Origin of the sequence: Mesorhizobium sp. M1227, assembly GCF_040318315.1 — a bacterium.
In the GTDB taxonomy this organism is placed as follows: domain Bacteria; phylum Pseudomonadota; class Alphaproteobacteria; order Rhizobiales; family Rhizobiaceae; genus Mesorhizobium.
The window spans coordinates 1-20,576 of the sequence record NZ_JAMYLZ010000046.1 but is presented as its reverse complement, the minus strand read 5'-3'; the positions used below and the strand labels follow the sequence as shown (position 1 = coordinate 20,576).

The window sequence follows — 20,576 nt, the reverse complement described above, 5'->3', positions numbered from 1 at the left end:
TTCACTTCGATTCCGGTGTGTCGTCCTGAACGCCAGAGGCTTTGTCCAATGCATCAGTTTGCGTTGTATCGAGTGACCGCAAGGCGCCCATCAGCGCCGCGAAACGCTCGTGACCAAGGCGGGCAACATAGCTCCGTTCGATCTGCAGCTTGATGCGGTCGCCATCGCGCAGGGCGTCCAGGCCCTTGCGGGTGTAGCGCACAAGCTTGCCGCGGCCGTCTTGCGGATCGGGCAGACGCTGCAACACACCTTCCGTCTCCAGGCCATCGAGCAATTGCTGAATCGCCTGCTTTGAGATCGCCGAGCGCTCGATCAGCGCCGACTGGCGCATGCCGCCGCGCGGGATATGTCCAAGCAGGCCGGCACGCGCTTCGGTGAACCAGTGATGGCCGGCAGCGCGCATCGCAGCGGCGAACTCGGTCTGCCAGGCGCGGCTCGCCTGCCACAGCCGCCAACCTATGTGATCCGGCAGCGCTTCAGGTTTTTCGTCAAGGCCCTTGACCAAATTCTTCTCGCCCGATACATAGTCAAGCATCTTGACTACTAGTTCACTCTAAGTGGCGATGCCGGTCAAGGCAATCGGCGACTTCAATTCAGGAGGAAATCATGGCAGCACTTCAGAAGGAAACCCTTGCAATGCTCATTCCGGGCATGACCCATGTGTTGGAACGAAACGGCAAGGAGGCTTACGTCTATTTTGAAAGCGAGGGTGCCGCGCACATGCTGCTCGACGATGGCGAGGCGCGACGCGGGCGCTGGCGGATGCTCGATGACGGTTATGTCGCCGAATGGGACACCGGCGCGACCGGGCGGTGGACCCTCGATCACGAGCCCGGGTCAGTCACTTACATCAATCGCGACAACGCCGTTCGCTTCAGGATGATCGGCGTGCTGTTCGGCAACGCTAAGAACCTGCCGCCCCAACAAGCTTGAAGTCGATCGCGCCTGAGGCGATCGCCTGTTGCAGCAGTTGCACCGCCGCGGCCAGCTTCTCGTCGATGACGTGCAGATATTCGGTCCAGTCGCCAACGTGTCTCAGATCGGCCGCGCCGTCGGAAATGCCGCGCAGGCCGATAAGCGGAACGTCGAACAGCTGGCAGGCGCGCAGGCAGGCGAAGGTCTCCATATCGACCATGTCGGCGGCGATCGCGTCGTAGGCGGCGCCGGAGACGATTGCCGCCCCGGTCGACAGCGTCGCCTGTCTGACGCCTGGTATCCTGAACGGCAGCGGCACGCTGACAGGCAGATCGAGGAACGGCGTGGCGCCCTTCTCGAACCCCAGGGGCGAGGCGTCCATGTCGCGGTAGCCAACCGAAACGGCCTGGTAGATTTCCGTCTGCTCCAGCGTCCGGCTGCCCGCCGACCCGAGCGACACGACGAGATCGGGCAGCGCCATCCCGGCATGCAGCCGGGATAGTTCGGCGCTGAGCCCGATACCGGCCTCGACCGGCCCGACGCCGGTCAGCAGCGGCGTGAACAGCCGCTGCAGGTGTGGACCGTATTCGGCCTCGGCCGCCATGACGAAGAGAACGGACTTGCCGGAGATCAGGGTGAGCTCACCAGGTGTCTTGCCGGCCATGATCGTCCATCCTCCCTACCCGCTCCTCAGCCCTCGATACCGTCGCGGCCGAGCACCGTCATCATCGTTCCGGTCATCGTGGCGATCAGCTTGGCCTCGCCGTCGACGGCGAACGCATAGGCTTGTCCGTCGGCGACGATGATGGTGCGGCCGGGCTTGGTCACCGAGCCGCGGAACAGGAAGCGCTCGCCCCTGCCGGGCGCCAGCAGATTGACCTTGAACTCGATGGTCAGCACGCCGGAATTTTCCGGCATCAGCGAGAATGCCGCATAGCCGCAGGCCGAGTCGAGAGCCGTCGAAATGACGCCGGCATGGAGAAAGCCGTGCTGCTGCGTCAGCGCCGCAGAATAGGGCATTTCGATCTCGATGATGCCGGGCGTCACCAGCGTTAGCTCGGCGCCAATCGTCATCATCGCGTTCTGGCGCGCGAAGGACGTCCTGACGCGGTCCTCATAATCGGGAGCAGGAACGATCTTTGCTGCCATGGCCGTCGCCCTTCGTTTCTCGGCAAATCTTATTGCAAAGGCATTTATCGCAGAGGGGTGGGCGGCAGGCAATCGCAAATGCTGCACTGCAGCATTCGGCTTAGCCCTGTATCGATGGCAACGATTCAGCCGGCCCGCCGCAGCGCGCAGAAGTAAAAGCCGTCGGTGCCGCTCAGCAATGGCGACAGCGAAATGCCGCCCGCAGCGCCAATGCGCATTGCCGCTTCGTGGCCCGCAAAACGGCTGTCCCAAAGCTGGCGGTGATCGAGCGGGACAAAACCGGGATGGCGGCCCCGGAAGGCCGAAACCTGGTCGCCATTCTCCTCGTCGAACACCGAACAGGTGATGTAGACCAGCAGGCCGCCGGGTTTGACGAAGTCCCTGGCGGCATCGAGGATCGTCTCCTGCTCGCCCTTGCGGGCGTCGAGCTGTCTTTGCGTCAACCGCCATTTGGCGTCCGGCCGGCGCCGCCAGGTGCCGCTGCCGGTGCAGGGCGCATCGATCAGGACGATATCCATGTGCTTGCCGAGCGGCGCCAGTTCGGCCGGCTTGGTGACGATCTGCACATTGCGGTTTTCCGAGCGGCGGATGCGGTCGAAGATCGGCGCCAGCCTGGCCTTCTCGGCATCGTGGGCGAATATCTGGCCGCGATTGTCCATCGCCGCGGACAGCGCCAGCGTCTTGCCGCCGGCGCCGGCGCAAAAATCGAGCACCTGCATTCCAGGTTCGGCGCCGGCCAGTTCGGCCGCAATCTGCGAACCCTCGTCCTGAACCTCGAACCAGCCTTTCTGGAAGGCCGGCTCGGCCTGCACGTTCGGGTGCCTGCCGTCGCCTTCGATCGGCGGGATGCGGATGCCGTGCGGCGCGATCCGCGCAGGCTTGGCGCCGGTCTCCGCCAGTTCCGCCAGCACCTTGCCGCGATCGGCCTTCAGCGTATTGACCCTGAGGTCGAGCGGCGGGCGCGTCGCCAGCGCGGCACCCTCTTCCACCCAGGCCGTGCCGAACGCCCGTTCGAACAGCGGCATGCACCAGTCGGGGATATCTGCCCTGACGGCCGGCGGCGCATCGGCAAGCCGGCGACCGCCGAGCGTTTTCAATTCGTCGGCGGTAAGCAGCGGCGGCGCGAACTTGTCGCCCTCGAGCGCCTCGTTCAGCGACTGCGCCGTCTGGCCCCATTCGAGCAGCAGCGCGCCGAAGCCGATGGCGCGCGGTGTGTCTTCGCCCAACAGCCAGCCGGCCGAGCGCTTGCGGCGCAGCGCGTCGTAGACGATGTTGCCGATCGCGGCGCGGTCGCCGCCGCCGGCGAAGCGGTGCGACAGGCCCCAGTCTTTCAGCGCATCGGCCACCGGCCGGTGGCGCCGGCCAATGTCGTCAAGCACTTCAATGGCTGCCGCCAGCCGCCCGCCCAGTCTCATTGTCGTCTTCCATTACTCAGTAAATTAATTCCGGCCCTGCTCTTAGAGCTTTTCGTGCCCTGATTGAAACAGTTCTGTTTCGCCGACGGCGAGACGATCCATGCCGACGGGTGACGAATGTGGATTGGTGCATCGCGAGCCGCGGCCACCAGGCGGGCGCCGGCATGCGGAACGAAACAATTCGATCAGTATATTACATGCTTCTAATGTGCGTGTCCGGCGCTCACAAGCATAGCGGCTTGCGAAACTGCTCTGCTTTGCAAGTTTTCCGGTTGCGAATACTCTTTGCGCGGTGATTCGCGTCGCAGAAAAAGCGGAGCCGCGGGTCGATACGAGGAGAGGGCAATGAAAACTTATCTGGCGGAAGTTCTAGGCACGTTTCTATTGGTGTTCATCGGCACGGCTTCGGTGGTGACGGGCGGCTTCGGCGGCGCGCTGCCGCTCGGCCAGGAAGGTATCGGTCTGGCGTTCGGCATCGGCCTGATAGCGGCCGCTTACGCGATCGGCCCGATTTCGGGCGCGCACCTCAATCCGGCGGTGACGCTCGGTGTGTTCCTCGCCGGGCGGATGCCGGCCAGGGACGTCATTCCCTATTGGATCGCGCAGGTCATCGGCGCCATCATCGCGTCGCTGGCGCTGTGGATCATCGTCTCCGGACAGGTCGGCGGCCACACCGGCGGCTTCGGCGCCAATGGCTGGGATGTGACGAAATGGGGCGTCAGCTCGGCCTTCCTGTGGGAGCTGATCGGCACCTTCACCTTCGTCACGGTGATCCTCGGCGTCACCAACGCCAAGCACACGACGGCCTTCGCCGGCCTGGTCATCGGCCTGACGCTGGCCGGACTGCACTTCGCCATCATTCCGGTGACCGGCACATCGCTCAACCCGGCCCGTTCGATCGGACCGGCGCTGTTTTCGGGAACTGCGGCGATCGGCCAGCTCTGGCTGTTCATCGTCGCGCCGCTGATCGGCGGCGCCATCGCCGGCGTGGTCGCCAAGGCCGGTATCTTCGAGAAAGACTGACTTTTCGAAGGCTTCATGAAAAAGGCGCGGGTCGAGGCCCGCGCCCTTTTTTGTTGCGTCGAGAAATTCGTATGCCCGGATCAGGCCGCGAGGTCAAAACGGTCGGCGTTCATCACCTTGGTCCAGGCGGCGACGAAATCCCTGACGAACTTCCGCCCGGCGTCCGCCGACCCGTAGACCTCGGCCAGCGCACGCAATTGCGCGTGCGAGCCGAAGATCAGGTCGGCGCGGGTGCCGGTCCACTTGACTGCCCTGGTCTTGCGGTCGCGCGCTTCGTAGACTTCATCGGAACCGGCGGCCGGATCCCAGATCGTGTTCATGGAGAGCAGGTTGACGAAGAAATCGTTGGTCAACGTGCCCGGCCTGTCGGTGAACACCCCGTGCTTCGACTGACCGGTGTTGGCGCCGAGCACCCGCAACCCGCCGACGAGCACCGTCATCTCCGGCGCCGTCAAGGTCAGCAGCTGCGCCCGGTCGACCAGCATCGCTTCGACCGACATCGGCGGCTTGCCCCTGACATAATTGCGGAAGCCATCGACTTTCGGCTCGAGCGCGGCGAAGGACTGGACATCCGTCTGTTCCTGCGAGGCGTCCATGCGGCCTGGCGTGAACGGCACCCCCACGTCATGGCCGCCGTCTTTCGCCGCCTTCTCGATCGCGGCGACGCCGCCAAGCACGATCAGGTCGGCAAGCGAGACCTTCTTGCCGCCGGACTGCGAGTTATTGAAGCCCTTCTGGATGCCTTCGAGTGTCTCGAGCACCTTGGCCAGTTGCGCCGGCTGGTTGACCTCCCAATCCTTCTGCGGCGCCAGGCGGATGCGGGCGCCGTTGGCGCCGCCGCGCTTGTCGGAGCCGCGGAAAGTCGAGGCCGAGGCCCAGGCGGTCGAGACCAGTTCTGCGACGGACAGGCCGGAGGCCAGGATCTTCGCCTTCAGCGAGGCGATGTCCTGCTCGCTGACCAGCTCGTGGTCGATTGCCGGTATCGGGTCCTGCCAGATCAGCTCTTCCTTCGGCACGAGCGGGCCGAGATAGCGGACGGCCGGACCCATGTCGCGATGCGTCAGCTTGAACCAGGCGCGGGCGAAGGCATCGGCGAACTGATCAGGATTCTGATGGAAGCGCCGCGAGATCTTCTCGTAGGCCGGGTCGACGCGTAGCGCGAGGTCGGTGGTCAGCATCGCCGGCGCGCGGCGCTTCGAGGGATCGTGCGCGTCCGGCACGGTGCCTGCACCGGCGCCGCCCTTCGGCGTCCACTGATGGGCGCCGGCCGGGCTCTTGGTCAGCTCCCATTCGTAGTTGAACAGATTGTCGAAGAAGTTGTTGCTCCATTTGGTCGGCGTCGTGGTCCAGGTCACCTCGAGGCCCGAGGTGATGGCGTCGCCGGCAATGCCGGTGGCATGCTTGCTCGACCAGCCGAGGCCCTGCGCCTCGATGCCGGCGCCTTCCGGCTCCGGGCCGACCAGCGATGCATCGCCGGCGCCATGGGTCTTGCCGAAGGTATGGCCGCCGGCGATGAGCGCCACGGTTTCCTCATCGTTCATGGCCATGCGGGCGAAGGTTTCGCGGATATCGCGCGCCGCGGCCAATGGATCGGGCGTGCCGTTCGGGCCTTCCGGGTTGACGTAGATCAGCCCCATCTGCACGGCGCCGAGATGGCCCTGAAGTTCGCGGTCGCCGGAATAGCGCTCGTCGGCGAGCCACTTGGTTTCCGATCCCCAGTCGACGTCCTGCTCCGGCTCCCAGACATCGGCGCGGCCGCCGGCGAAGCCGAAGGTCTTGAAGCCCATCGATTCCAGCGCGACGTTGCCGGTGAGGATCAAAAGGTCGGCCCAGGAGATCTTCCTGCCGTATTTCTGCTTGACCGGCCACAGCAGCCGGCGCGCCTTGTCGAGATTGGCGTTGTCCGGCCAGCTGTTGAGCGGCGCGAAACGCTGCTGGCCGGCGCCGGCGCCGCCACGGCCGTCGCCGATGCGATAGGTACCGGCGCTGTGCCAGGCCATGCGGATGAAGAGCGGGCCGTAATGGCCGAAATCGGCCGGCCACCAATCCTGCGAATCGGTCATCACCTGGTGCAGATCCCTGATCACCGCATCGAGATCGAGGCTCTTGAATTCCTTGGCGTAGTCGAAGTCCTCGTCCATCGGGTCCGAGAGGCTGGACTGCTGATGGAGGACGCCAAGGTCAAGCTGGTTCGGCCACCAGTCACGGTTGCTCCTCCTGGCCGATCCATGTGGGACCGGGCATTTGCCGGCGCTGTTGTCGTCGGTTTTCGCGTCCATCTTTGCCTCCGATTTGTTGATTTTTCGGGATTTTGTTGATTTTCCGGGCAGGGCCGGCGGCCGCGCCATCCTGGAATGGTTCCAGACTAGCCCGCCCAGCCCATAAAGACAAATTGCCTTTGCTGTTTATTCTGATAGGTTTTCCTTATGATCGGTTTGACCGTCCGGCAGATGCATTATTTCGAGGCGCTGGCGCAGACGCTGCATTTCGGCCGTGCCGCAAAACTCGCCGGCGTCAGCCAGCCGGCGCTGTCTTCGCAGATCGCCGAGATGGAGCTGCGGCTGAATTGCCGTCTGTTCGAGCGCGGCGGCAAGGTGGTGCGGATGACCGACGAGGCCGTGGCCCTGCTGCCGCGCATCGAGCGCATCCTTGCCGACGTCCGCGACGTCGAGGCGACGGCCCGGCGCGGCCGCCCGGCGCTGGAAGGCCGCTTCCGGCTCGGCATCATCCCGACGGTGGCGCCCTATCTTTTGCCGCATGTGCTGCCGGAGCTGAAACGGCATTTCCCGGCCTTGCAGCTGGAACTGCGCGAAGCGGTGACCGCCTCGCTGGTCGAGGACACCAGTTCGGGAAAGCTCGACGCCTTCGTCGCGGCACTGCCTCTCGATTACCCAGGCCTGGTTACCGAGGAACTTTTCTCCGACCGGTTCTTCCTGGCCGTGCCGGCCGGCGATCCCGCCTTCGCCTCGCCGCCGGTGCCACCGGAGAGCCCGGCGCTGGAGCGGCTGATGCTGCTCGAGGAAGGCCATTGCCTGCGCGAACAGGCGCTCGCCGTCTGCGGCAGCGTGCGGCCGGTGGCGATGGCAAGCTATGGCGCGACCAGCCTGACGACGCTCTTACAGATGGTGGCGCACGGGCTCGGCGTCACGCTCATCCCGGAAATGGCGGCCGGACCGGCCAGCACTATCCCCGATTTGAAGATCGTGCCGTTCCAGGAACCGATGCCGCAACGCACGATCTGCCTCGCCTGGCGGCGCAACAAGGTCCGGCACGACGAGTGCGTCGAACTGGCGAAGATCATCCGCAGGCTGGATGCGGCGGTGCTGGCGGCTTGAGCGGCGGGTCAAGGATCCGGTTTTAGCCCCGAAGCCAACCTGCAAGAAAACGACTTCAATCCTTTTTCCAGGCTGCGAGCAACGGGCCGTTGCTTCCGTAGACAGGGTCCTTGCGCGGACGGCCGACCCTAGGGATCGAGACGACTGCCTTGGCATGGTCGGCGGCGGTCGTACACAGGTCATAGGTGCCGGATGGAGGATAGGCGCCGACAACCAGAAAATCGTCGGATGCGGAAAGACGCTGGTGCCCGGTGCCGGCCGGAAGAACCGCGACGTCGCCGGCCTTCAGCGGCAGCGTTCGTCCCTTGCTGCCGCCAAAGCGGACCTTGGCCGTGCCGCGCGCAACGCCCAGCACCTCGTGTATACGCGAATGGTAGTGGACGTAGTCGTAGATGCCGTTGCGCCAGCTATCGCCCCAGCCATTTGCCTCGAAAAGCGCCTCGATGACAGCCGCCGGATCGAAGTCTTCGGGCAACTTCACAGCGCCACGATAGACGACAAGCGGCCAGAACGGATGGTTGGGCACCAGGCCATCATCGCTGAAGCGAAACTCGTTCGGTTTGCGCGGCCTGAGGAGGTCGGCGACCTCTCGCCGCCCCGGCCTGGCGATACCGGTGACCTGCTCGACGGCTTTCTTCGTGGTTTGCAGAATGCTCATGATGCGGCCTTGGATTCGTGGTGGCTTCATGCTGATTAACCGGCTGCATGGCGGGTCGGTTCCGCTGAGGGCAGAAATCTGCGATCTGTGCGGTCGGCATTTGACGTCCGGGCACATCGAAGCCGCCCAAGTTTCAAGACTTGAACACCGCGAGCATGTGAAGATCCAATCGGTCCCGCCGCTGTTTCGTCCCATGCGAAACACTGTTTTGCCACAGCGCTCGCGACAGCTCGCGAAACGGGCGACCCGCAGAGGCTTTTTTCGTGTTATGATGCACTTGCAACGCGCGTAATCTCGACCTCGGCAATATGGCAAAGGTCGAAAGCAATTTTTGCCCTGGCATCGCCCAGCATGGACTCAACTCCGGATGGCTGGGTGTGCTTATCCGGGGCGAGGAGGTTGTCCATGTCCACGACTAATGTCGAACGCCCGCTGCAGCCGGGCGACCGGGCGCCGAATGTTATTCTCGATGCGATCTCCCGCGAAGGCAAGATCGCGCTCGATGATTTTCGAGGCCGTAGCCCGTTGTTGATCGGTTTGTTCCGAGGCCTGCACTGTCCGTTCTGCCGGCGCCACGTCGCGGCGATGGCGCAACTCAAGCCGGCCCTGCGTGAGAAAGGCGTCGAATGCCTGGCGGTGGTCAATACGCCAGTCGAGCGGGCGCGGCTCTATTTCCGTTACCACCCGGCACCCGATCTTCTCGCCGCGTCCGACCCGGAGCGGGCCTCGCACCGTGCTTTCGGCTTGCGCGAGGTCGGGATGGACACGGTCATGGCGATCCGTATCGATCTCCCGGGCGAGTTGCCCGAGCCTATGGACGTCATGGCAATGTACGAGTTTCTCAACAAGAAGGAAGGATATGAGATTACGGGAGCCGATCAGCAGGCGATGGCTTCCGGCCAGGGGCAGCTTGTCGGTCAGTTCCTAATCGACCGGGCGGGCATCGTACGCTGGAACTTCACTGAAGTTCTGGAGGATGGCCTCAATACCTTCAAGGCGCCGAATCCGGAGGAATTGATGTCAGCGGCCTCCCAAGTTGCACATTGATGGGCTGCGGAAATAGGCGGCTGACAACTCGCTCGACGACCGCGCCCTTCCCGCTCGAAAAGCGCCTCCATGATCGCCGCCGGATCGAAGTCTTTGGGCAGCGTAACGGCGCCGCGATAGACGACCAGCGGCCAGAACGGATGATTGGGCACCAGGCCATCATCGCTGATTCGAAATTCATTCGATTTGCGCGGCCTCAGGAGGTCGGCGACCTCTCACCAGCCCGGCCTGGCGACGCCGGTGACCTGCTCAACGGCTTTCTTCGTGGTTTGCAGAATGCTCATGATGCAGCCTTGGATTGGTGGTGGCTTCATGCGGATTAACAGGCTGCATGGCGGGTCGGTTCCGCTGAGGGCGCGAGAGCTGCGATCCATCCAGATACCTGAATGGCTGCTTGCGCCCATGTCGGCCGTAGGGACCAGCTTACCCGCATCCCAAAAGGAGACATCGTCGGTGCCCACTCGGCAGGTCGTTGCTGCGCAATGAGTGGTCTTTCAATTCCTGCAATCAACCGAAACGGCATCGCCGAACCGTAGGGCCCAACCAGTGAGGCGGGGTACTACTCCCGGCGTACTGTTCAACGACTAAATCCCGTCAACGACCGTGGAAGAAGCCAAAGCGCTCATGGTGGGGGCCTCAACGCTGAACTTGAAGCCCGCGTTCCTACCAGAAGGAGCGCAGAGGGCTTTCAAGCTGGGAACGCTTCCAGCAAGCCCGGCAGCACACGTAAACACGAGCGCTTTCATTACTGCATCAGCACTTGCTGCAACGCAGCATTGAAAGTTGGGGGACGTCGCAAAAGGATCGTTGATGCCCATTTACTAAGCATAGAGATCTCCTACATTAGGAACTCATTTTTTGGGGACCATTGCCGGGGGATGGGTCAGCAACTTCCTGGCCGTCGGGGGACATGAGTGCCTCTCTTCAATCTTCCACAGACCTTTGGAATGTAATGACGGTTGCTATTGGAGGGATCGATGGTTCGGAGAATGACGCCGTCTCAGTATAATGCATGGGTTCGGCAGCAGGAGCAAAAGCAGCGCGAGGCCATTCGGCGATACAATCAGGAGGTCGATCGCGTTAATCGAGCCAACAAGGCAGCCGCCGAAAAGGCGGTCCGCGATTACAATCGCGAGGTCGATCGGGTGAATCAGCACAACAAGCGGGTAACCCAAGAGATCAATCGCGAGATCACTCAATACAATCAGAAGCGCCGCTCTGCGATAAACACATACAACCAAGCGGTTCGCACCCACAAAGCGCAGGTACAACGGGAACGACAGCGCCGCCTGTCCGCACTCCGCGCATTGACGAGCACCAGGTATGTCGATGTTCGGGCTTCATCTTTCGATTTGAGTGCGCGATACGACACGATCGAGGCTGATAGCGGGTCCGATCCCGACATCCTCGCGATGGCTGAGCGCGAGGCAAACAACAGCGCCGCCGTGGCGCACGCGTTGAACACCGACGAAGAGGCGGGCGTCGAGGAGGGTCAAGACACCGGCATACTCGAATACCTGTCAGACCTTTCCCTGGACCTCTGCGATCGTTGGAGGGGGGCGCTGTTCGCCTTAAATCCAGCCAACACAGATGCCGCACGCCACTTTTGCACCAGCGTCCGTGAGATTTTCACGGAAATCCTAGACCGTTGGGCCGACGACAAGGCCGTGATCGCTGCCGACCCCCATTATGACAAGACGCCCAATGGTACACCCTCGCGTCGTGCGAAAATCCGCTACCTTCTCAAATTGAAGGGTAAAGAATCGCCAGAAATGCTCGACTTCGTGGAGAAAGACATTGAGGACATCCTTCAGCTCTTCCCTGTCTTCAACAAGGCCACACACGGCGCTGCAGGTACCTTGAACTTTGCTGGTCTGAGAGCGCTCCGTCAACGCGTTGAGGGCGGCATAATGTTCTTGGCAACCATCGCCTCATAGAAGGGCCAGCGGCTTTGGGGTCAATGGGCATTCTTACTGCACCATGGTTGAAAAGGTGGGCCATTGGCTGGGCGCTTCGCAGGAAGCCTCCGCAAAATCAGAACATTTTCGCTGAAGCCCCGCCGGACATGAACCACTTCCACATCTACCTGCACGACAGGGACGGCGTGAAGCGGTTCATCGTGCGCGAGATGACACAGGAAGGCGTGCGAGGCCTTTGGTTTGACGACCCGCGCGGCCAGCCGCAAGATCGCCTCGTCACCAACGAAGAGCTGAAGTCGCTCGCAGTCTCGTTCCTACACACCTACCGGAATGCGCGCTTCACCTACACCACGCCGCTTTCGCTTTTTCGCGCGCTGGCCACGTTCTATCCTGCTCGGTCCTTGTGGTGGGATAATGTGCTCCAGCGGCAGTTCAACAAGCAGGAACTAGTGCGCGGCGACCGTATGCGTGTCCTCCGGCACTTTGTTCAGAAGAATATCCAGCAGCCCGACTACCACCCGAGCGTGGTTACGGTCATTGCCGATATTTACACGGCGCGGTCGGTCCTCCACCCCCGCTACGACCAGACCGAAACGCACTACTCGATGATCTTGGATTCTCTTGTTCACTCCAAGGACCTGATGAGGAACGGTGCGATCTATTCCATGACCAACCAAGCCGTGATCACCTTGGAGAACATGGAGACCGAGAAAGAGCGCCACGACGACAACATGCGTCAGCAGAGCCGCATCGGGTGGCTGACGGCGGCCCTCATCGCCCTCACTATCATCCAGGCGGGGATCGCCGTGTGGGGTGAACTGAACCCCGACCCGTCGCCCATCATTGTCCAGCCTAGTACGCACGCAGGTCAGGAAGGCGGTTGAGGAACCCTCCGGTATGTCGGTGTGTCGGCCGTAACGTGTTCCCCATATCAGCCGGCGCAGCTCCGGCGTTCTCTCCGGGCCTGCGCTCGTAAACTGGTCAGGCAAGCAGGTACCAGTTTTGAAAGGCAGGCCAGTCCATTTAAGGACGTTTTCTGCGGAGTGGCCAAGAAGCGGACCGTCAAACTGCCAGCCCCCTTTCCAAGAGAAGGCATGTATCGGCACCACAGCAATGGGTTTAGTGTTCATCTCTGCCAAGGCAGCAGGACGGCGGGGGGCAGAGTGGACATATTCGAAAATGCGGTAACGTCAATCGTGCTCGGGATTGAAGATTTCCGGGAAGGGCCCGATGCGCGCATGCTGAGCGCGGCGCGCAACTACTACGCTGGCCTGCTTCTTTTGGGCAAGGAATGTCTAATCCGCGCTGTTCCTGATGCCGATCCTATGGAGGTGATAGGCGCGAAATTTGAACCTGTTCCCGATGGGGTCGGCGGTGTCGATCATGAGGTGGTCGGTTTCACGACGATCGATCTTGAGCAGTTGAAAGGCCGATTTAAGAAATTCGAACTGTCCTGGCCGGATGTGGACATTCGCAAGCTGCAGAAGCTACGCAATAGCCTCGAACATTACCATCTCCAAGAGCCCGTTGGCGCCCTCAAGGAAGCGATTGCGTCTTCCTTCCCGATGGTGATCGATTTCTTCGAGACCCTGAAGGTGCTCAATGAGGTATGGGAAACCATCCTTGAGGAGACCGACACATTTAACAAGGTCCAGAAGGCGTGCATGGACAGCCTCATGCGTTTGAACTGGCCTGGTGAAATCAGCAGGCTTGATCGCATATCCTGTCGTACCTGCGGATCGTGTCTGATTGGCCAGGCTGATCGCGACAACACCGACTCCGAGACGGCGATTGGAAAATGCTTCCAGTGCGGAGAGGAATTCGACCAGCAGCAGCTTGCCGAAATAGTTGTAGAGACCAGCTACGAGATCGACGCCTACCACGCTGTGAAGGACGGAGAATCTTCACCCATAGCAAAACTGCCCAGAATGCACTGCCAAGGCCTATGTCGAGAATGGGGAAATCAGCGTCTGCTTTGCCTGCAAGGCAACCGTCGGCGGTGAGTGCAGCCGCTGCAGCGCGGACATAACCGTTCACGAATACGACCCCGAACACCCCCAGCTATGCGGCTATTGCGCCTACACTTGGGAGAAGATGATGCGGGAATAGCGATGCCGAAAGAATTGATTGTGCGGAATGCCCGTGAGGCAGACGACCTCATGGCGATCGTCAGGACATCCGCCCGTCGTGCCCAGGAATGGATGTCCGCACAATCTGATGATCCGCTGGCCCTCCTACGCCGTATGAAATTCGACCAGGTCGGCTTTCATCCTCTGGAGGGTCGCCCGCTCAATCTCATCGAACAGGTTAATCAGACACGGACCTTTGCTGTCGCGATCACAGCGGCCAGGCAGTTGCTAGTATTGCATCCCGATGCCGGCGGGCTCCGTCTGGCTCCGGGAGCTCATGCCTCACTTGAGCTCGACATCATGAGCGAAGTGGAGGGATATGTCGGTGCCGAGACGTTTGCCGTCGTGAGTCCACGCAACAACGGAAAACTTGCAGCGGATCTTGCCAAACTCGCGCGCCGTTCCGAACGGTACCGGTACATTTTCTTCATGTCCCCGCTCTTTCCCTCAATGAGCGCCGGCCGCAATTCGAGCGGTACGGAATCGAGGTGTGGTCAGTCGATTTCTGATGCTGGCGAATAACCGCTTTAGCTAAGGCCAAGGAAGGGCTGCCTTCGGGCCTGCCACGTCCAGCGTTGAAAGACTTACTTGAGGTCGGCTGCGGAACGTCGGTTCATCGCGAAGAAATCCCAAAGGCCGTCTGTCCGCAATCGGCCCCGATCGAGACGTTCAAGGCCTTGGTGCTAAGCGTCCGCCCACGGCGCAAAGGAGACAAATTGGCGCCCACCGCTCAAGCCGTCTTTGCCGTCACCACTCTTGACCATCGCCTCATCCGGAACGTCTGCGGCTTGCCTCCTTCGCAACTCGGTGCGGAAACGGATGACTGCTCGTTCGAGAGCCGGTCGATAGTGGTTTGCTACCTCGCCCCCCAACCGTCACGGCACAAATATCAAAAACACCCAGGTAAAAAACACCACCAGGTGCACCAAGCCGGTCAGGAACGTCGTTCTCTCCGTGCTAAAGCTCACATTGCAGATGAAAAGCGCCAGGACCAAAAGCACCGTGTCGGTCGCCGGCAGGCCCAGGGTCAGGCCTCTTCCGGTCAGCAGGCTGGCGGCGGCTATGCCGGGTATTGTCAGGCCGATTGTCGCGCAGGCCGAGCCCATGGCGACGTTCAGGCCGCGCTGCAGTTCGTTGTTGAGCGCGGCACGAACCGCCGAGATCGCCTCCGGCATCAAGACCAGCGCGGCGATCATTGCGCCGACAATGGCGTCGGCCTGCGGCACCTGGTAGGCGACGAGCGCATCCTCGACGCTTGCCGCGACCTGTTCGGCCAGCATGACGATGCCGATCAGCCCGATCAGCAGGAGAACAGCGCCGGCGGCGACGCTTTCGTGGGCGTCGGCTCGCGCTGCAACGCCATGCGCTTGTCCATCGATGAAATCGTCGCGGTGGCGGACAGTCTGCGCGAACAGAAAACCGGCATAAAGCAGCACCGAAAGGACGCTGACGAAGCCAAGTTGCGCCGCCGAGAATGTGCCGGGATCGGTGGTTCGCGTGTAGGTCGGCAGAATGAGCGTCATGACGCTCAGCGCGACCAGCACCGCCAGATAGGCGCTGGTCCCTTGGCGGACGATTGCCTGCTTGCGATGTCGCCAGCCGCCAAACGTCAGGCACATGCCGACGACGCCGGTGGACGTGATCATCACCGTCGAGAACACGGATTCGCGTGCAAGCGTCGGGTTGTTGGCGCCGTGCAGCATGATGGAAACGATGATCGACACTTCGATTGCCGTCACGGCGATGGTCAGCACCAACGTGCCGTACGGCTCGCCCACCCGCCTGGCCACCGCCTCGGCGTGGTCGAGCACCACGAAAATGGTGGTGAACATGATCGCGCTCGACAGCGCGCCGATAAATATCCTGGTGCCCAGCGACCCTTCGTCGACCGACACCCCGCTGGCCCTGACCGCGACAGCCATCGCCAGCGCGGCCAACGGCATGCCGTAGGAAACCGCCGATCTTGCGAAACCACTCATTGTCACCTTCTTGCGTTCCCACAAATCCCGTGGAAGGGCGATTTGCAACCACTGTTGCGCACCGCGACCATCCAGAGAAATCGCATATGACAGGTCATGACGCCATCGCAGCGTACCCCAGCCCTAGCCCCTCCCCACAAGGGCAGCGCAATCGCGTACGCATTCTTGCGAAGAGGACCCCCACCCTAACCCTCCCCACAAGGGGGAGGGAACGCTGCCGCGCGCCCTTGCTTTCCCTTTGGCGCCGAAAGGCAGGCAATTTGCCGAGGTCGGCGCCACCGAAAGTCCCCTCCCCCTTGTGGGGAGGGGTTAGGGGTGGGGGTACGTCGTAGAGCGAAAGCCTCGGCTTTCCATCTGCAATAGCCCTGCCACAGGGGGGAGGGAACGCTGCCGCGCGCCCTTGCTTTCCCTTTGGCGCCGAACGGCAGGCAATTTGCCGAGGTCGGCGCCACCGAAAGTCCCCCTCCCCCTTGTGGGGAGGGGTTAGGGGTGGGGGTCCTCTTCGCAAGAATCCGCAGCGATTTGCGCTGCCTCCTGCCCCCGCACACCTCGAAACATCATGTCACCCGCAGGAAGCTCGCGCGCTAGCCGGGCGTGTTGGCCTTGACGACCTTCTTGCATTCGGGCGTCAGCTCGCTCATGTGACCGGCCAGGCATTTTACGACGCGGCCACCGCCCGGCAACACGCCCTTGCACAATCTCTGGTAATCTGCTTGGCAGGCCTCACGCTCGGCCGCCGTCTGCGCCAGCACTGCGGTGGCTGCCAGCTGAGTTGCCAGGAAAAGCACGCCTAACCCAATCCGCATGGAACACCCCTCAAATATGTTGCCCAAACAACGCCTCCGTCACGCGTAGGCACAAACGGAAGCCTTTTCACGCCGTCTTCTGCGTCACCAATCCCAGCTCGTCGACCATCGCCTGGCGCATCAGGAATTTCTGCGGCTTGCCGGTCACCGTCATCGGCAATTCGGTGCGGAAGCGGATGTAGCGCGGGATCTTGAAATGGGCGATCTGGCCGGCGCAGAAGGCCTTGATCTCCTGCTCCGTGGTGATCTGGCCGGGCTTCAGCACGATCCAGGCGCACAGCTCCTCGCCGTATTTCGGGTCGGGAATGCCGAACACCTGCACCTCCTTGACCTTGGGGTGGCGATAGAGAAACTCCTCGACCTCGCGTGGATAGACGTTCTCGCCGCCGCGGATGACCATGTCCTTGACCCGGCCGACGATGTTGCAATAGCCCTCGGCATCGATAGTGGCGAGGTCGCCGGTGTGCATCCAGCCGTCGGCGTCGATGGCTTCGCGGGTCTTCTGCTCATCGTCCCAATAGCCCTTCATCACGGAATAACCGCGCGTGCAGAGCTCGCCCGGCGCGCCGACCGCGACGGTGGCACCTTCGGCGTCGATGGCCTTGACCTCGACATGCGGATGGACGCGGCCAACGGTCGAGACGCGCTTTTCCAGGGGATCGTCGACGCTGCTCTGGAACGACACCGGGCTGGTCTCGGTCATGCCGTAGGCGATGGTCACCTCAACCATATGCATCAGCGACACCACCTTCTTCATCACCTCGATCGGGCATGGCGAGCCGGCCATGATGCCGGTGCGCAGGCTGGTGAGATCGAAGGAGGCGAAATCCGGATGGTCGAGCAGGCCGACGAACATGGTCGGCACGCCGTAGAGCGCGGTGCAGCGTTCCGTTGCCACCGCCCTCAGCGTGGCGCCGGCATCGAACCCCTCGCTGGGGAAAACCATGGTCGCGCCCTTGGTGACGCAGCCCATCGTGCCCATCGACATGCCGAAGCAATGGTAGAGCGGCACCGGGATGCACAGCAGGTCGTCGACGGTGAGCCGGATCGCCGCGGTGACGAAATTGCCGTTGTTGACGATGTTGTTGTGGGTCAGCGTCGCGCCCTTGGGCGCGCCTGTCGTGCCGCTGGTGAACTGGATGTTGATGGCGTCGTCCGGTTTCAGCCCCGCTGAAATCCGGTCGAGCTTGTCATGCTCGTCGCGGCCGGCCATCGCCAGCACGTCGGCGAAATTGAACATGCCCGCAGAATTCTCCTCGTCCATGCGGATGACGGTCTTCAGCGCCGGCAGCTTGTTGGCGTCGAGCTTGCCCGGCGCAGCGTTGGCGATCTCCGGCGCCAGCGCCGCGATCATGCCGAGATAGTCGGAGCTCTTGAATGTGGCGGCGGTGACCAGCGCCTTGCAACCGACCTTGTTCAAGGCATATTCCAGCTCGACCAACCGATAGGCCGGGTTGATGTTGACCAGGATCAGGCCGATGCGGGCGGTGGCGAATTGCGTCACCAGCCATTCCCAGCGGTTCGGCGACCAGATGCCGACGCGATCGCCTTTCTCGAGGCCGAGCGCCAGGAAGCCGGCGGCGAGCGCATCGACAGTCTCGGATAGCTCTTCCCAGGTAAAGCGCTTGTCCTGCTCGACGAAGACGGCGGCATCGAGCGTGCCGTATTTGCCGACCGTATCGGCAAACAGCGCCGGGATGGTCAGGTTGAGCAGCGGCACGCTGCGCTCGCCCGAGACATGCGCCGTGCCGTCGACCGGCGCAATGAACGAACCGCCATCGCGCTTGGAGCGCAGGCTGGTGGCATTCTTCAACTCGTCGAGATTGATCGGCATCGCCGTGTCCTCCGCAGACCAGCCGAGCCTATCAGCCCGGCGGGGTGGTGGAAATCCCGTCCATGGTGGGGCTGGGTGGGAACTCGCCTGTAAAGGCCGAAAATAAAAAACCCGCCTCGGCGGGCGGGTCTTCGGGGCCAATTGGCACCACAGCGAGATTAGTAGCATAGCTGCCGGCACAAAGCAAGAACAAAATTGCTGTACGTCAAGAAAATCGCGTCAGGTCGGTGCCAGCGGCCAAGCTGCCAATCTCCCTCCTTGAGGGGGAGATGGCCGGCAGGCCAGAGGGGGTCGTCTCGCGTGGAGCACCTGCCTGTTCTGTCCGTTAGGAGAGTCGCGTCAAGACCTACCGACCCCCCTCTGTCGCCTTCGGCGACATCTCCCCCTCAAGGGGGGAGATCGGCTGGTCGTCAGCCTGCGTTCACCGATGCCATCCTGCCCGCAATATCGCGCAACACGGCCTCGTCCGTCGCCGAACGCATCTTCCTCGACGCCACGAGGCAGGCCTGCGAGCGCAGGATGAGGCCGTCGGCCAGCACCTTGAGATGGTTGGCGCGCAGCGTCGCACCTGAGGTGGTGATGTCGACGACGATATCGGCCAATCCGGCCGCCGGCGCACCCTCGGTCGCGCCCAGGCTTTCGACGATGCGATAGACCTGGATGCCGTGCTTTTGCGAAAAGAACTGCTGGGTCAGGCGCCAGTATTTGGTGGCGATCCTAAGCCGGCGGCCATGGCGCTGGCGGAAATCGGCGGCGACGTCGTCGAGGTCGGCCATGGTGTCGACATCGAGCCAGATGTCGGGCACGGCGACGACGACATCGGCATTGCCGAAACCGAGGCGGGCGATGATTTCGGTGCGCGCCTCGCAATCGGCGAGGTTTTCGCGCAAAAGGTCCTCGCCGGTGATGCCGAGATCGACCGACCCCTGGCCGATTTCGCCTGATATCTCCGAGGCAGACAGGAACGCTATCTCGACGCCGTCAAGGCCGTCGATGCGGGCGCGATATTTGCGCTCGTCGCCGGGCAGGCTGACGGCAAGCCCGGCCTTGGCCAGCACCCCCAGCGCCTGCTCCTTGAGCCGGCCTTTCGACGGGATCGCCAGCGTGATCATGGCGCCGTCTCCCGCAGCGCCTCGATGCGGTCGAGCCAGACGGAAAAACCGACGCCGGGGATCGGCGTTTTGGCGCCGAGCAGCGTCAGCAGCCGGTCGTAGCGGCCACCACCGGCGAGCGGCCGGTCGCCGCCTTGCGCCGCGATCTCGAAGACGATGCCGGTGTAGTAATCGAGCGGCCGGCCGAAGGCGGCGTCGTAGCTGATTTCAGACATCGGCAGGCCGAGGCTTTCTATGGCCGCGGCGCGGGCTGCGAAATTCTCCAGCGCTGCGCCCAGCGAAAGCCCGGCATCGGCTGCAAAACGTTGGAGCGCTCCGGCGGCGCTGTCGAGCGGCACGTCGATGGCCAAAAAGCTCTTCAGCGCCGCAAACGCCTCGTTCGACAGCCGCACGCTGCGCAGTTCGGCTTTCTCGATCAGGCGCCGCGCAATCTCGGACGGCGAACGCCCGGCCGTTGCCGACAGGCCAGCCTCTTCCATGCCGCCGGCGACATGCGCCGAAAGACCGTCAAGATCGCCGTCGAGGACAAGGGCGGCGACCACGCCGGCGAGCTGGCTGTTGCGCGGCGGATTGGCCAGATCGGCAAGGGCGGCCTCCAGCATCGGCGCCGAGCCGAAGGCCCGCGCCAGCCGCATGCGCCAGCCGCGCGGCAGGCCAAGCGCTGCCAGCACCGCCTCGAAGATGGTCTGGTCGCCGAGCGTCACCGCCAGCTCCCGGCCGGGCAGCACCAGCGACAGCAGCGCATGCGCATCGGCCAGCGAGCGGGCGTCGGCGGCGGCTGTGTCGCGGTCGCCGAGATCCTCGATGCCGGCCTGGAAGAACTCGTTGCCGCCCTCGCGGCGCTGGCGAAACACCTCGCCGAGATAGGAATAGCGGCGCGGCGTGCCGGCCTGGCTGGCAATGTGGTCGAGGCAGACCGGAATGGTGAATTCCGGCCGCAGGCAAAGCGTCTGTCCGGTCTCGCTTTCGGTGAGAAAGATGCGGCGCCGCAAATCCTCGCCGGCCATGTCGAGGAACGGATCGGCCGGCTGCAGCACAGCGACCTCGACCGCGTGCGTATTTCGCGCGGCGAAGAGGCTGGTGATGTCGGATGCGATGGCGGGGCGCGAGGTCATGGGAATGTGGAGCGCGAGGCACCCCCCTCTGGCCTACCGGCCATCTCCCCCTCAAGGGGGTGTTTGGACCGGAGACATCGCGAACAGGTGTGCGAGGACATCGCGAACAGTTTGGCGCGCTTTGCGCCGGGAGGTTCGGG

General features: G+C 62.8%; 20 protein-coding genes. 9 read left to right on the top strand and 11 right to left on the bottom strand.

The features are described from left to right. Position 1 precedes the first annotated feature (1 nt). A complete protein-coding gene (locus NKH28_RS30770) occupies positions 2 to 535 on the bottom strand; it encodes a MarR family winged helix-turn-helix transcriptional regulator (RefSeq protein ID WP_352851355.1) in 534 nt (177 codons plus the stop codon). Positions 536 to 606: 71 nt separating this feature from the next. Between NKH28_RS30770 and NKH28_RS30765 the strand changes: the two genes are divergently transcribed. Then, the gene (locus NKH28_RS30765) at positions 607 to 933 is read left to right on the top strand and encodes a hypothetical protein (RefSeq protein WP_352851357.1); all 327 of its coding nucleotides are present in this window, start codon (positions 607 to 609) and stop codon (positions 931 to 933) included. On the opposite strand, the gene NKH28_RS30760 is transcribed toward NKH28_RS30765, so the two are convergent. From NKH28_RS30760 to NKH28_RS30750, 3 genes are all read right to left on the bottom strand, one after another. After that, complete coding sequence (locus tag NKH28_RS30760) at positions 905 to 1,579, bottom strand: 5'-methylthioadenosine/S-adenosylhomocysteine nucleosidase (RefSeq protein WP_352851359.1); 675 nt, start codon at positions 1,577 to 1,579, stop codon at positions 905 to 907. The genes NKH28_RS30765 and NKH28_RS30760 overlap by 29 nt on opposite strands. A 26-nt stretch (positions 1,580 to 1,605) precedes the next feature. Further along, positions 1,606 to 2,064 (bottom strand): PaaI family thioesterase, encoded by a 459-nt coding sequence (locus tag NKH28_RS30755; RefSeq protein ID WP_023677140.1) that lies wholly within the window; start codon positions 2,062 to 2,064, stop codon positions 1,606 to 1,608. Positions 2,065 to 2,189: 125 nt separating this feature from the next. After that, a complete protein-coding gene (locus tag NKH28_RS30750; protein WP_352981104.1) occupies positions 2,190 to 3,479 on the bottom strand; it encodes an RsmB/NOP family class I SAM-dependent RNA methyltransferase in 1,290 nt (429 codons plus the stop codon). A 345-nt stretch (positions 3,480 to 3,824) separates the two neighbouring features. Between NKH28_RS30750 and NKH28_RS30745 the strand changes: the two genes are divergently transcribed. After that, positions 3,825 to 4,502: an MIP/aquaporin family protein gene (locus tag NKH28_RS30745; protein ID WP_023677138.1), complete on the top strand. Its 678-nt coding sequence runs from the start codon at positions 3,825 to 3,827 to the stop codon at positions 4,500 to 4,502. An 80-nt stretch (positions 4,503 to 4,582) separates the two neighbouring features. Here NKH28_RS30745 and katG read toward each other — a convergent pair whose 3' ends face one another. Continuing rightward, positions 4,583 to 6,781 (bottom strand): catalase/peroxidase HPI, encoded by a 2,199-nt coding sequence (gene katG, locus NKH28_RS30740; RefSeq protein ID WP_352981103.1) that lies wholly within the window; start codon positions 6,779 to 6,781, stop codon positions 4,583 to 4,585. Positions 6,782 to 6,928: 147 nt separating this feature from the next. Between katG and NKH28_RS30735 the strand changes: the two genes are divergently transcribed. Next, positions 6,929 to 7,837 carry a hydrogen peroxide-inducible genes activator gene (locus tag NKH28_RS30735; RefSeq protein WP_352617813.1) on the top strand — a complete coding sequence of 303 codons (909 nt, stop codon included), beginning with the start codon at positions 6,929 to 6,931 and terminating at the stop codon, positions 7,835 to 7,837. Between the two features lie 55 nt (positions 7,838 to 7,892). Here the strand turns inward: NKH28_RS30735 and NKH28_RS30730 are convergent, their stop codons facing one another. Beyond that, on the bottom strand, positions 7,893 to 8,495 hold the full coding sequence (locus tag NKH28_RS30730) for a cupin (protein WP_352981102.1): 603 nt from the start codon (positions 8,493 to 8,495) through the stop codon (positions 7,893 to 7,895). A gap of 405 nt (positions 8,496 to 8,900) precedes the next feature. On the opposite strand from NKH28_RS30730, the gene NKH28_RS30725 reads away from it, so the two are divergent. From NKH28_RS30725 to NKH28_RS30700, 6 genes are all read left to right on the top strand, one after another. Beyond that, positions 8,901 to 9,542, top strand: a complete 642-nt coding sequence (locus NKH28_RS30725; protein ID WP_352681200.1) for a peroxiredoxin-like family protein — start codon at positions 8,901 to 8,903, stop codon at positions 9,540 to 9,542. After that, entirely contained in the window at positions 9,542 to 9,865 is a 324-nt protein-coding gene (locus NKH28_RS30720) for a hypothetical protein (protein ID WP_352981101.1), read from the top strand. Before NKH28_RS30725 ends, NKH28_RS30720 begins: the two co-directional genes overlap by 1 nt. 654 nt (positions 9,866 to 10,519) lie before the next feature. Then, positions 10,520 to 11,479 (top strand): pPIWI-associating nuclease domain-containing protein, encoded by a 960-nt coding sequence (locus NKH28_RS30715; RefSeq protein ID WP_352981100.1) that lies wholly within the window; start codon positions 10,520 to 10,522, stop codon positions 11,477 to 11,479. A gap of 128 nt (positions 11,480 to 11,607) precedes the next feature. Further along, a complete protein-coding gene (locus NKH28_RS30710; RefSeq protein ID WP_352981099.1) occupies positions 11,608 to 12,345 on the top strand; it encodes a hypothetical protein in 738 nt (245 codons plus the stop codon). A 279-nt stretch (positions 12,346 to 12,624) separates the two neighbouring features. After that, entirely contained in the window at positions 12,625 to 13,464 is an 840-nt protein-coding gene (locus NKH28_RS30705) for a hypothetical protein (protein ID WP_352981098.1), read from the top strand. A gap of 108 nt (positions 13,465 to 13,572) precedes the next feature. Further along, the gene (locus tag NKH28_RS30700) at positions 13,573 to 14,112 is read left to right on the top strand and encodes a hypothetical protein (RefSeq protein ID WP_352981097.1); all 540 of its coding nucleotides are present in this window, start codon (positions 13,573 to 13,575) and stop codon (positions 14,110 to 14,112) included. Between the two features lie 353 nt (positions 14,113 to 14,465). Here the strand turns inward: NKH28_RS30700 and NKH28_RS30695 are convergent, their stop codons facing one another. The 5 genes from NKH28_RS30695 to NKH28_RS30675 all read right to left on the bottom strand — a co-directional run bounded on the left by NKH28_RS30695 (position 14,466) and on the right by NKH28_RS30675 (position 20,436). Next, complete coding sequence (locus tag NKH28_RS30695) at positions 14,466 to 15,569, bottom strand: calcium:cation antiporter (protein WP_352981096.1); 1,104 nt, start codon at positions 15,567 to 15,569, stop codon at positions 14,466 to 14,468. 584 nt (positions 15,570 to 16,153) lie between these two features. After that, complete coding sequence (locus tag NKH28_RS30690) at positions 16,154 to 16,375, bottom strand: cysteine rich repeat-containing protein (RefSeq protein ID WP_352450969.1); 222 nt, start codon at positions 16,373 to 16,375, stop codon at positions 16,154 to 16,156. Between the two features lie 67 nt (positions 16,376 to 16,442). Further along, a complete protein-coding gene (locus tag NKH28_RS30685) occupies positions 16,443 to 18,209 on the bottom strand; it encodes an AMP-binding protein (RefSeq protein ID WP_352981095.1) in 1,767 nt (588 codons plus the stop codon). A gap of 410 nt (positions 18,210 to 18,619) precedes the next feature. Next, positions 18,620 to 19,321 carry an ATP phosphoribosyltransferase gene (gene hisG, locus NKH28_RS30680; RefSeq protein ID WP_352981094.1) on the bottom strand — a complete coding sequence of 234 codons (702 nt, stop codon included), beginning with the start codon at positions 19,319 to 19,321 and terminating at the stop codon, positions 18,620 to 18,622. Next, complete coding sequence (locus NKH28_RS30675) at positions 19,318 to 20,436, bottom strand: ATP phosphoribosyltransferase regulatory subunit (RefSeq protein WP_352981093.1); 1,119 nt, start codon at positions 20,434 to 20,436, stop codon at positions 19,318 to 19,320. Before NKH28_RS30675 ends, hisG begins: the two co-directional genes overlap by 4 nt. Between the last annotated feature and the right edge of the window lie 140 nt (positions 20,437 to 20,576).